The organism is endosymbiont of Lamellibrachia barhami (assembly GCF_011947365.2).
Classification (GTDB): domain Bacteria; phylum Pseudomonadota; class Gammaproteobacteria; order Chromatiales; family Chromatiaceae; genus QGON01.
In genome coordinates, this window is the sequence record NZ_JAAVSH020000001.1 from 3652568 (window position 1) to 3664002 (window position 11435).

The 11435-nt window shown below is 51.2% G+C and carries 12 protein-coding genes; 6 read left to right on the forward strand and 6 right to left on the reverse strand.

Translation table 11 applies throughout. The features are described 5' to 3' along the window. Positions 1-32: 32 nt before the first annotated feature. Complete coding sequence (gatC, locus tag G9Q73_RS16750; RefSeq protein WP_177420795.1) at positions 33-320, reverse strand: Asp-tRNA(Asn)/Glu-tRNA(Gln) amidotransferase subunit GatC; 288 nt, start codon at positions 318-320, stop codon at positions 33-35. 269 nt (positions 321-589) lie between these two features. Between gatC and G9Q73_RS16755 the strand changes: the two genes are divergently transcribed. The 3 genes from G9Q73_RS16755 to G9Q73_RS16765 all read left to right on the forward strand — a co-directional run bounded on the left by G9Q73_RS16755 (position 590) and on the right by G9Q73_RS16765 (position 3173). Continuing rightward, positions 590-2419: a DUF5666 domain-containing protein gene (locus G9Q73_RS16755; RefSeq protein WP_177420796.1), complete on the forward strand. Its 1830-nt coding sequence runs from the start codon at positions 590-592 to the stop codon at positions 2417-2419. After that, entirely contained in the window at positions 2416-2622 is a 207-nt protein-coding gene (locus G9Q73_RS20590; protein WP_369408914.1) for a hypothetical protein, read from the forward strand. The genes G9Q73_RS16755 and G9Q73_RS20590 overlap by 4 nt, the downstream gene beginning before the upstream one ends. Positions 2623-2933: 311 nt before the next feature. Continuing rightward, positions 2934-3173, forward strand: coding sequence for a hypothetical protein (locus tag G9Q73_RS16765; RefSeq protein ID WP_177420797.1), 240 nt, complete (start codon positions 2934-2936; stop codon positions 3171-3173). Here G9Q73_RS16765 and G9Q73_RS20595 read toward each other — a convergent pair. Together G9Q73_RS20595 and G9Q73_RS16775 are read right to left on the reverse strand one after the other, a co-directional pair. Further along, positions 3146-3454 (reverse strand): type II toxin-antitoxin system RelE/ParE family toxin, encoded by a 309-nt coding sequence (locus G9Q73_RS20595; protein ID WP_177420798.1) that lies wholly within the window; start codon positions 3452-3454, stop codon positions 3146-3148. The genes G9Q73_RS16765 and G9Q73_RS20595 overlap by 28 nt on opposite strands. Continuing rightward, positions 3451-3702 carry a CopG family ribbon-helix-helix protein gene (locus tag G9Q73_RS16775; protein ID WP_177420799.1) on the reverse strand — a complete coding sequence of 84 codons (252 nt, stop codon included), beginning with the start codon at positions 3700-3702 and terminating at the stop codon, positions 3451-3453. The genes G9Q73_RS20595 and G9Q73_RS16775 overlap by 4 nt, the downstream gene beginning before the upstream one ends. Positions 3703-3896: 194 nt before the next feature. On the opposite strand from G9Q73_RS16775, the gene G9Q73_RS16780 reads away from it, so the two are divergent. Together G9Q73_RS16780 and G9Q73_RS19835 are read left to right on the forward strand one after the other, a co-directional pair. Further along, a complete protein-coding gene (locus tag G9Q73_RS16780) occupies positions 3897-5258 on the forward strand; it encodes a DNA phosphorothioation-associated putative methyltransferase (RefSeq protein ID WP_246345345.1) in 1362 nt (453 codons plus the stop codon). After that, positions 5234-5602, forward strand: coding sequence for a hypothetical protein (locus tag G9Q73_RS19835; RefSeq protein ID WP_246345347.1), 369 nt, complete (start codon positions 5234-5236; stop codon positions 5600-5602). The genes G9Q73_RS16780 and G9Q73_RS19835 overlap by 25 nt, the downstream gene beginning before the upstream one ends. 163 nt (positions 5603-5765) lie before the next feature. On the opposite strand, the gene G9Q73_RS16785 is transcribed toward G9Q73_RS19835, so the two are convergent. The 3 genes from G9Q73_RS16785 to G9Q73_RS16795 form a co-directional block, all read right to left on the reverse strand. After that, on the reverse strand, positions 5766-8543 hold the full coding sequence (locus G9Q73_RS16785) for a DEAD/DEAH box helicase family protein (RefSeq protein ID WP_369408915.1): 2778 nt from the start codon (positions 8541-8543) through the stop codon (positions 5766-5768). A gap of 103 nt (positions 8544-8646) precedes the next feature. Next, complete coding sequence (locus G9Q73_RS16790; protein WP_177420800.1) at positions 8647-9864, reverse strand: GAF domain-containing protein; 1218 nt, start codon at positions 9862-9864, stop codon at positions 8647-8649. Positions 9865-9963: 99 nt separating this feature from the next. Then, positions 9964-10977, reverse strand: coding sequence for a hypothetical protein (locus G9Q73_RS16795; RefSeq protein ID WP_177420801.1), 1014 nt, complete (start codon positions 10975-10977; stop codon positions 9964-9966). 243 nt (positions 10978-11220) lie between these two features. Between G9Q73_RS16795 and G9Q73_RS16800 the strand changes: the two genes are divergently transcribed. Continuing rightward, a partial coding sequence (locus G9Q73_RS16800; protein WP_304956618.1) for a hypothetical protein occupies positions 11221-11435 on the forward strand: 215 nt, incomplete at its 3' end.

Genomic DNA, 11435 nt, shown 5'->3' on the forward strand with positions numbered 1-11435 from the left:
GTCAGTTATTCCTGCCAAGTGGAACTCATCCACTACTCGATCACCTTGGGCACCAGATAGAGATCATTCTCAACCTTGGGCGCAATGGCCTGAAACGCTTCCCGGCGATCCACTTCAGTCACCTCGTCCACCCGCAGACGTTGAGCCATGTGCAACGGGTGGGCCATCGGGGTGACACCATCGGTTTCGACGTCATCCATCTGTGCAACCAGACCCAGAATATTGGAGAGGTCTGTGGCGTAACCTTCGATCCGGTCTTCGTTCACCGCCATTCTGGCAAGGTGGGCAATTTTCTCTATGTCAGAGCGATCCAGTGACATCCGTCTGATTCCTGTGGTGAAAAACGTGCAAAAAGTTACCACATTTAGACGTTTCGATATACGGTGGAAAACGAAAACCACGCTGATAATCCCTCCTGCAAGGCACCATTTGCAACCCGACTGCGTGAAACGGCGCGCTCTATTCCAGACACTTTATTTGACGATTTGATAAATTGGGATATAATTCCCACTTATGCGGCCTGTCAGAGTAGACACCCAGATAGGCATACAGACAACGCCCCCATATCAGCCACAAGGAATCAGTCGATATGAAAAAATTACAACAAATAGCCATATCCACACTGCTGGCGCTGCTGATCAGCGCCTGTGGAGGCGGAGGCGATGACACGACATTCGGGAGTTCTTCCGCTGTACGCAGCGACGAGACCGTCCTCGGCCGGGTAACCGGCTTTGGCAGTGTATTTGTCGATGGGGTCGAGTACGAAACAGACAATACCCAAATCACCGTCAATGGCGTTCCTGCCGATGAGAGCGCATTGAAACTCGGCATGGTGGTACTGCTGAAGGGCAACTCCGACGGCAGCCATGGAGAGGCCTTCAATATCGATGTCTCCGATGAGATTCACGGTTTTGTCGACGAGAATCTGACCGGTAGCGGCGGCGCACTTCAGGTGATGGGGCAGACCGTTTTCAGCGACCCTCTCACGGTCTTTGAGTCAGCTGTTGCCGGCATCACCACCATTGCAGCCATCCCACAAGGCGCCATTGTCGAGATCAGTGGTTATCGTGATGCGGATGGCGCCCTGTTCGCCACCCGGATTGAGCTGAAAAAACTCGCCTTGGATCCAGGGGATGAGGTCAGCGTAAAAGGCCGGATCGAGGCCCTGGATGAGAATGCCGAACGACTCACCCTGGGAACAATGGGGGTGGACTACAGTCAGGCGGAGATCAAGGACGTGCTGATTGTCGGCAGGTTTTATGAGATCAGCAGCCGTCAGGGCAGATCACCCATCAGCGGCGACCTGATCGCTGATGAGATCGAGGCGGCAGAAGACGCAGCGGACCAGATCAACACTGATGAAGGTGAACAGATCAAACTGGAAGGCAGAATCGACAAACTTCTCACGGCTAACCTGTTTACCCTCAATGGCCTGGAGATTCTGGTCAATCCGCAAACCGAATTTGAAGATGGCGATCAGCAGCAGCTTGCTGAGAATGCACTGATAAAAGTCAGGGGCCATCTCAACGAGCAGGGGCAGGTCAGCGCAGATGAGATCGAGTTTCGCTCCGAGATATACACTGAAATCGAAGGCATCGTCAGCCGGGTCGACAGCAATAACAGCACCTTGACCATCGGTAGTAGTTTGATCCACTACTCCAGTGAAACACTGGTGCAAGACGAGTGGAAAGAGGATCGCAGTTTTAACCTGCAGCAGATCAGGATCGGCGATGAACTGGAGATAGACGTCACACAGGATGCTTCAGGCAATCTGTTTGCAGTCAAACTGATCAGAAAATCCGGGACTGATGTCGCGACCGATGATGAGGATCAAGCTGAAGGCAGCGAAGACGAAGACGCATCGGAAGATGAGACTGACGAAGAGGACTCCGCGGAGAATGAAGGCGACAGCGGAAACACCGGTGTCCCAGGCACTACCGACAGCCACCGCGTTCTGGCCTTCAACGATCTCGGCATGCACTGTGCTGACCTTGACTACACCACCTTCGTTGTCCTGCCGCCTTTCAATGTGATCCGCAGCCAGGTCATCGAGCGCGGCGCCACCCCCCGCATCCTCAGCAGCGCGGAAGTCGACGTCGCCTACAAGGCGCAGATGGATGCAGCAGGTTCGATCAACACCACCAGCCAGAACCTGCCGGGATCTGTGCAGAAAACCAACTTCTGGGACATCAACCCGGCGAGCGGCAACACCTACGTTTTCGATCTGTTCGGCGGCAACCCCCCGGCTGATGTCGGACTCCTGGGCCAGAGCATGCCCGGCGTCAACGCACCCTATAGCGCCAATGAGGATCAACCTTTCGGGCACTATGATGCAGACTTCGCAGCGATTGAGCGGGGAGAGGCATATTTTGAAGATTGGGAAACAGCGAAAGAGAAGATCAGAAAACAGATTCCATGAAAATCCGTTTACTTGACTCAGCAAGCCGTGACATGGTCGATGGATACCGTTTTTATAAGCAGCAGTCTGAAGGATTGGGAGACTATTTTCTCGACTCACTCTATTCGGATATAGATTCCCTGCTGGTGTTCGCAGGAGTTCATGCCGTCCACTTTGGCAAATACTATCGGCTACTATCCAAGCGTTTCCCTTTCGCTGTTTAGTACAGGGTCGGTGAAAAAACCTGTAGTTAAGGTGTATGCGGTGCTGGATAGCCGCAGAAGCCCGGCTTGGACACGAAAGAAGCTAGATCAGGGATATTCAGGGACAGACCACGGTTTATTCAATTTATAGACCCCGATAGGGGATCTATAAATACTTAGCTTTTTGGCGATGGATAACGGGGTTCGAGTTCTGCCCTGTATATATGAAGTCTACGCAACTATGCCAAAACACTACACACCACCCTTTTCGACCACGCCAATAATCGTAGGCCTTGTTGCCGAGATTGCAGAAGCGAATAGGACGGATTGCCGTGTCATCAGAATCCGCCGCGGTGTTGCGTCTGCGCCGGATCAACCGGATCCGCACGATTCAAGGAACCTTAGCCATTGAGGGCAACACGTTGAGCGAGGCACAGATTACCGCCATTCTTGATGGCAAGCGTGTACTCGCCCAGCCGAAGGAGATCCAGGAGGTGCGTAACGCGATACTGGCCTACGAGCAGTTCGAGCATTGCGCTGATTATCATTTAGGCCCAATGTCGGTATCATAAAAACTACCGGGCCACTGCATCGAACTGTGAATTACGCGAACGATGGTGATGGCTTTAGTGCCAGTCAGATAGGGAAGAATGTAGGGTATGCCGGGAATGATCAGCTCTCGCGTAGATTTCACTCTTCCAGGACGCCCCATGCCCGGATGATCTGCTAGGCGCGCGGTAGACTGCTCGATCCGCTCGAGGACATCTACAGCGGCTTGTGGGTTCTCCAAAAGGATATAGTCGAAGATTTCGTCGAGGTCCGTTCTGGCCTTATGCGACCATTCAACCTTCACGAAGCATTAGCCTTATCGATCTTCCTTCGCAATTGGGCCATTACCTGTTCATGGGGAAATGTATTACCACTCTTGGCGTCAGCGATACCCTCCTGAACCTGCCCGACAAACCATTCCTCGTAGTCCAGATAATGATCTGCGGCCTGGTTGAGCACCCAGGCGCGTGAACGACCTATCTCGGTAGCCAGACGGTCGATCCGATCGATCTTTTCATCGTCCATCCGCAGCGATATATTTCTGGCACTCATATTCAATCTATCCTAATAATATTGATTACAATGTGATCATAGCACACAAAACCGAGAAGATTTTGAAGGCAGATGGGAAGCCGAGCAGGTGCACCACCATCAGAGCCATCTCACGAAACGGGAAAGACCGTAAGGTGGTATCCTTTTCGTTGTCCTCATACTGTAGATTGAGTTAAGCGGGGAGGTGGAGGGCATTGCAAAACAGAGCGAACCCAACAACTCAGCGGTTGGAGATATGGCTTACCCCAACTTACAAAACAACCAAGGCCAGTGAAGTGGATACCCTCCTTTATATGAGTTCAATTCCAAGCAAGGTTGTTGGTGGGTCGACTTATCTTACTGTCGATGTATTGCCTTACCTGGATGGTGAACGTGCGGTGCGCGTACAGGAAGCCGAGCTACTGGCTCAGGTCAAGCGACATGATCAATTTAACTTGGTGCGCATCGATGATACGGGTCAGAGTATCGCTTTGCTCAACTATCCGGAGTTTGTCGACGATCCATTCCCTTCACTTCAAGAAAGCTGGCGGGTAGATCTGAGTTGCTCAACGGTGAGTTACCGCACCTATGCCGATTCGCTGAATCCACCCATCCTGCATCGTAAAGAGTTACTTCTTCAACCGGATGACCCACGTCGCGAAGCGTATGCGGAGCTGACCCGCACAGCAGAATCCATCGGTTTATTCGACGACCCAAGACGCATCGGTTACCAGCGTCAATGGTTAGCGCTGATTCGTGAAAAGGGCTACCGGATAGAAGGGCACTCTTTGGTTCCGATTGGCAATGACGAATCATTGGAGGATGGCGAGGCAGATTTAGCACCACTCCATGCCGACTGGGAAGCTTCTCGGCATCTAACCGCTTTGGTCCGATACGGCTTCTCTGCACCTGTACAGTCGCTGGCGCGGTATGGGTTTTTCGATGGTAGCCATCGGTTATTCGATTATGGTTGCGGTCGTGGAGATGATGTTCGTGGGTTGAGCGAGAATGGTCTATCTGCCACGGGTTGGGATCCCTATTTCGCTCCAGATAACACCATCTCGTCAGCGGACATCGTCAACCTGGGTTTTGTGATCAATGTTATAGAAGACTTTGACGAGCGCGTAGAGGCGCTTACCCGAGCCTGGTCGCTGGCAGAACGGGTGCTGGTGGTTTCAGTGATGCTGGAAAACCAGAATGATCCTCGTGGCCAGCGGTTTCGTGATGGGGTGATGACTTTACGCGGGACTTTCCAGAAGTACTTCACCCAATCTGGGATTAAGACATTTCTTGAGCAGGTTCTCGATGAAGAACCGATTCCCGTAGCACCAGGCGTGCTCTATCTGTTCCGTGATAAGGACATGGAACAGCGGTTTCTGATGGATCGATACCACCGTTCTTGTATCGCAAGTCCCGTTACATCAACGAAGAGTTTTCCAACTATCCTGAGCAGGTTGCCTTTGAGGAGGCATTGGAAAGGATCGAGTTATTCGACTTGTCAGGTTATGGGCCTATGCCGAGCGAGTTTATTCAGACGCTGGAGAAAAACCGATTGGCCATCGATAAATTTGCATTAGTCCCTGCAACGACCATCCCTGATCTCGACACCTCCTGCGGCCAATACATCACCTACCTCCAGCTCATCGAATGCGGTGAGACCCAAGCCCGAACCGGCCTGCCGAATCTGCCCAAGCAAGCCGAGAGTTACAACGCACTCCATGCCCTGCGTCCACTGTTCCAGACCGCAGTTCAACCAAACGCTTCTTTTGAGCTACAGCCGACCAATTTTTATCGATGTCAGATTCTGGTTGATTTTAGGCTACAGGCGAGAATCGACTACCAACGCTCTTCCACAGGAAGTGACACTGCTTCATCCAATCAGATCTTTCATACATTCATTTCATCACCTATCGTGTCTTGATGTTTTCACCAAACATCATGATAACCTACCACCAAAGGCGTGGCACCCTTGCTACTGGAGCATTGACTGAATCTCAGGCCATCTCTTCACTTACTGACAAGTAGACAAAACGCATTTATTCATTACGCAACTGATCACTCATTCACAATATCGTCCGGGAGAATCACCTCGACAAAGCGAGCAAAGGTGCATCTCTTCGGCCAGCGTCAAAAGAATCATAGTCAGGATTATTGGCTTTGAGATAGTAGTCATTTTCACCGCGCTTTCGTACCATCCGCAGGACATACTGATCATCTCCATTCACATCTTGTCTTTCTACAGCGATAATCTTATTGCTGATTGAGCCAGCGTGTTCTGAGTCGACCCGTTCCAGCAGGAGATAATCACCGTCGCGGATTGGATTTCTACCGCCATCCATGGAATTGCCTGTGGCGCGTGCAACAAAATGGCGAGCGGGATCTGCACGGTGTTGAGGTGCTATTTTTATCCGGGTTTCATCTTCACCGTCTGCATTCCTGAAATGCCCACAAGCGATCCTGAGGTTGGGGAAAAAAGGAATCTCGTCCCAATCCGTATCGATCTCAGCAGGGAGATTTGATTCAGTGAGCGTACGGGAATTCGTATCCTCCGACGCCCGCTCCATGTACATGGCCAGTTTGTAATCAACCAACTCCTGCACCATGGCGCGAAAAATATTTCGATCTTCGGTCACCAGTTCAAAATTGGGCTTCAACCGGTCCTCATCAATCTCAAAGAATGGTGGACTCTGGTTATTATTGCCACCGATAAAGGCGTTCACAGGATTCGAATTCCAGTAAGTCAGCCATTGGCCGAATTTGGAAACGAGAACCTCGGCCAGATTCTGAAAACGCTTGGGCAGATCCATTACCATCAATGGCTGACGGCGCAATAGAATCTCACCAGAACGGGTTGCCAGATCACGGGTGGTCTGCGGGTGGATGAAGCCATCGAGTTCCAGTAGCGCCTCCAGCAGCACCATCTTGTACGACTTGGTCATGGTGGCCTTTTCGACTTCAAAAAAGTAGGAGCGATGGCCTTGCAAAACTCGCTGCTGTGCATCATCCAGTCCTCCACGATCTGCGACCAAATCAAACCAGGAGCCAAACTTCTTATTGCTCCTGATATGTTTAAAATCCACCCCGGCACGATACATCTCAACCGCGCTGGGTCGCTGCTGCTCCACCGACCTCAACTGCTCGTAGGTCTCAAGAATCCCCTGTGGCAAGGTACTGATCACTTCGTTTATAAAATCGATAACACCCAGATCGTAGTTGGCATAACAGTCCTTGGGCAGTGGCAGATCGTTTTCCCGTTGCCGCTTGATGAATTCACGCAGAGAAGACAACCCAAACAGGGATTCCGGTTTATTTAGAAAAGCCTTGTGATTGCCGATGAAGTCCAACACTCGCAGATGATCCTTACCGGGATGCAGCCTCAGACCGCGCCCCAATTGCTGCAGAAACAGGATCTTCGATTCCGTCGGCCTGAGCATCATCACCGTATCTATGGCGGGAAGGTCAGTGCCTTCGTTGAACAGATCAACAGAAAAGATTATCTCCAGCTCGCCGCTATCCAACTGCTTCAATGCTGCATGACGTGGAAGTTCTGATTCTGCATGTACAGCCGCTACACGAATACCCGCCTTTGCGAAATAGTCCGCCATAAACTCTGCGTGGGAACGAGAGACACAGAACGCAAGCGTTCGACTCTGGCGCAGCTCACGCCAGACCGTCAGGGCATGTTTTGCGCGCCCGCGGGTCGCAAGTTTGTTGCCAAGATCATTGGGATCGAAGCGTCCATTGCGCCAGGGAATCTCTTTATAGTCGACGGAGGCATCATGGATACCATGATAGTGAAACGGACTCAGCAGATCCGCATTGATGCCCTCAACGAAATTCCGTTCGAAGACTAGGTTATCGTCACACAACGAAAGGATATCCGCCTGGTCAGTACGCTCCGGTGTTGCCGTCAGACCAAGCAAAAAACGCGGCTGGAAATAGTTGATCAGGCGACGGTAGGTGACGGAATCAGCGTGGTGAAATTCATCTACCACGATGTAATCGAAACAGTCAGATTCAAACTGCTTCAAGTGTTCTTTACGGCCCAGCGTCTGGATAGAGGCGAAGACAAAATCAGCCTCTCCCTCCTTTGTCTTGCCAGTGTAGTAACCGATACTTGCATCAGGTTGAATGCGACTGAAGGTATCCTCCGCCTGCATCAGAATCTCTTCCCTATGAGCAACGAACAGTACTCGCTTTGCTTTGATCTGCTGCACATCAAAAGCAGCCAGCCAAGTCTTGCCCAGACCCGTGGCCATAACCACCAGTCCGCGCCGGTAACCAGTCCCCCGTGTGGCCTGCAATGCCACCAACGCCTCAGCCTGAATCTCGGTTGGAGTGGCGGGCAGTGGCTCCTCTACCGGCTCACCGCTGACCACCCGCAATGACACCTTGCGCCGCGCCGCATAGTCGTCGATCCAAGTGTGGGTTAATGGAAATAGCCGCGAATCAGAGAACAGCGCCTCAAATTTGTCGAAGATCTCCTGAAACTTGGCTGAATCCGCCGGGTAATCCACCCTCAGATTCCACTCCAGACCACGGGTCAGTGCCATGTTGGAGATATTGCTGGAGCCGACAAAGGCACAACCGTCGAAGAGACCGTCACCGTCACGACGCAAAAAGATATAAGACTTGATGTGAAAGCTGGGATCGCCAACCGTAGAGAACAACCGAACATCAGCCCCACGCTCCCCCAGCAGCATCAACCGCCGCAGCGCCTGCGGCTCGGTCACATCCAGATAGTCAGACGTCAGTACCCGAATCACCACGCGACGATCCATCGCATCTCTCAACGCATCAAAGATAAGATCCAGACCACTCTGACGAATAAAAGCCACGGTGATATCATGGTGAACGATCACAGTTGCTCCAATAAGAAGGTTATGAGCACAGCCTCTGCCAGCGCAACCCCCAATATCACCCACATTAAATACTTGGCCCATTCGGAAAAACGCACACGATTTGTCAGGAGTTCCGAAAAGTCCATAAGCTCCTGCCGGAGAAAAATACTTTCGATGGCTGACTGCAGATGGCTGGCAACTTTCTCCAGAAGCACCCCACTTGAGTTTTCTCCCCGCCCATCTTGTTCAGGGCCAGGATGGCTCCCGCAGTTTTCTGGTCGGAGAGGCTCTTGATTGGAACACACAATTCATTTCGGGTCACAAACCCCGTCTGCGCATCGATCTCTTTATGTGGACCATCAAGCAGATCCATGTCTTCATTTACATTGTAATCACCGGTGGCAATCACCTGGCCAACCAATGAATCTTCCATGTCCATCTCAATCTGTTTTTCATCGAGTCCCGTGCCGCTTTGCAGCCAGACTTTTCCTGTCTTTGGATCATTGATGAAGATACTACAGCGCTCTACATTCAAGGCATTGGGAATTACCTCGACAAAGAGATCAAGCAGCTTCTTGATACCCCGAATACTCCAGGAACGATTGAGCAATCTCTCTCGTAATCTGATTTGATCGAGGTGGTGATAAAGCGCCTCACCATGCTCGTCAGATTGAACCAACTGACCAAGCACGGGTTCACAGATTCTCTTGGGCTTGCCATTTAAAGCATCCCTGATGTAGACAGTCATGCCGTTTTGATGAAAAAAGAGTGCAAGTCGTTTGAAAAACAGCAGTTCCTCACGAACTTTGTCCAGAGTGAGGTCATCATCAACATGATGTGTGCCAGATTTTGACCTCGTCTTTCTGAGTTCATACGTCTTTTCGGCGGGTAACAGGATGAATTCAAAGACGAATCGCTCACGAAAATTTGTAGAAAACGGATGCGTCTTTGGTGGAGGTAAGGGAATGCGAAAAAAATCGATCTCCAAGTAGGATGAATCATCAAGCGTATATGCGTCGTAAACAGGTACGGCTTTTTCAAATCCAACGAAAGGCAGGCCAAGATGAAGTTCTCTTGGCCGTTGATGCAAAATAGGGGATTTCCACCAGTCCTTGCTTGAAATATCGAGGTAACCTTCCTCTGGCCAGCCGCCAATCGCGCTGAGAATGGTTGTTTTCCCACAACCCGGAGGACCGGTAATGATGAGTTTTTTCGTCTCTAAAAAAGACGGAAACTGAATCCCCTTTATCGTGTCGACCTCTCTTATTTCCTCTGATTTGAAAGCGTCTCCCAATCTTTCCATCTTTCTCCCCATGCGGCTGAAATAGCCCTGTCTGAGCATGATGATTCACGCAATATATTTATGGTAGATGTTCTTCCTAATAGTTGTCTTTGTCAAAATCGGTGACGCGTAATCGAGGGAGCGTTTCTTCGGCGAACGCTAGCGATAGAGCGAGTGCAAGCGACTGGCAATACGGCTGGTCTCCACCAGCTCTTTGCGGGGATAGCGAACGATGACGCCACAGCGGCGGGTCTTGCCAATGCGGATATTGGCATAGGGCACCTGATGACCAGCATCCTCATCGACTACCACGTTGATGCGGTTGAGGCAGTCTTCATGGCTCTCCAGGCCGCAGTAGTCTGGCGAGTGGTTGAGCACATCAATGAGTAGATCGAGATAGTCGTTGATGGTTTCCAGTCTCTGACGTAGCTTTGCAAGCTTCTGTTCTATCTCGGCCAATTGTCGGGAGTATAAATCTCCTGTTGCAACGTCAGAGGATTTTTCGTGCAGAAAATCGAGATCACTACGTTCGACATGGCGGGTCTTGATCTCCATTTTCAGATGGACCTTTTGCCGTTCCAGATCGGCCTTCTCCTTACTGTGGAGGGCCACCTTCTGTACCGATTCTGAGAGCAGGTGCTGAAAGGCCCGTTCCCGTAGATCGCGACGCACATCGAATTCTGACTCGGCGGGTTTAGCCAGATAATGGTCGGAGAAGTAGACCACGTCCTGCATCACGTCACTCTGCACCATATCCCCCCTCATGGCGTGACCAGGACGGGTCTTCCTGTGCCGGGTCATGACCATCAGGACGTAAATATACTCGAGGTTGGCTTGGGCGGGTTGGTCTGAAAAGGCGCGGAATTCGCTACTGTGGCTAAAGAGATGTTCGAGCTTTTCGGGGGAACCGAAATAGGCGTTGACCCTGGGATCTGCGCCGAAGGCCTTGACGTTGACATCCACCGGACCGGGGATGCGTTCGATGAGCGATTCGGCATACAGCAGGGCGCTCTCCACTGCCGGTGACAACTTCTTGCGGTAGCCGGGGATCAGAGCGATCCGGCTATCGAACTCTTTGATCGCCAGGTCAATGTGCTGCTTGATCTCTTCCGCCGACAGACGGGATGTCCGGGGCTCATCTGTGGAAAATAGTTTATGTAACCATGCCAGCATTATCGACTACCTGTTGTTCAGCCTTACAACACTATAGCTGACAGTGGCTGTCGGGGTTTCTTTTGTTGCTTATTATTCCAGCTTTTATTCAATCAATCAGGCATGCTGCTTCGTGCAATACGAATGACCTAGTGCATCTCCCGCATCGCTCTTGTGACATTGCTGTCATATAGTCAATTTCATTGGCTATCCATAAATAATGATGTACAAAACCCCTTCACACTACGTGAGGAGATCAAGACCATGATGCAAATGTCTGGCAATGATGGGGACATAGAGCCTATGGAGCAGGGTATGATCCGACGCCTGTTCAATTTCGGCGAAACCACGGCCCACGAAGTGATGATGCCGCTGATCGACGTGGTCATGGTGGAACAGGGCGTCACCTGCAGTGAGGCCAGAAAAGTGGCCATCGAGCATTCACACGCAAGAATCCCTGTCTATCAGGAACGGGTGGA

Bases quoted from the DNA above. Each gene is read 5' to 3' on its own strand.
- gatC (WP_177420795.1), bottom strand. From the start codon at position 320: ATGTCACTGGATCGCTCTGACATAGAGAAAATTGCCCACCTTGCCAGA.
- G9Q73_RS16755 (WP_177420796.1), top strand. From the start codon at position 590: ATGAAAAAATTACAACAAATAGCCATATCCACACTGCTGGCGCTGCTG.
- G9Q73_RS20590 (WP_369408914.1), top strand. From the start codon at position 2,416: ATGAAAATCCGTTTACTTGACTCAGCAAGCCGTGACATGGTCGATGGA.
- G9Q73_RS16775 (WP_177420799.1), bottom strand. From the start codon at position 3,702: ATGAGTGCCAGAAATATATCGCTGCGGATGGACGATGAAAAGATCGAT.
- G9Q73_RS16790 (WP_177420800.1), bottom strand. From the start codon at position 9,864: ATGCTCAGACAGGGCTATTTCAGCCGCATGGGGAGAAAGATGGAAAGA.
- G9Q73_RS16795 (WP_177420801.1), bottom strand. From the start codon at position 10,977: ATGCTGGCATGGTTACATAAACTATTTTCCACAGATGAGCCCCGGACA.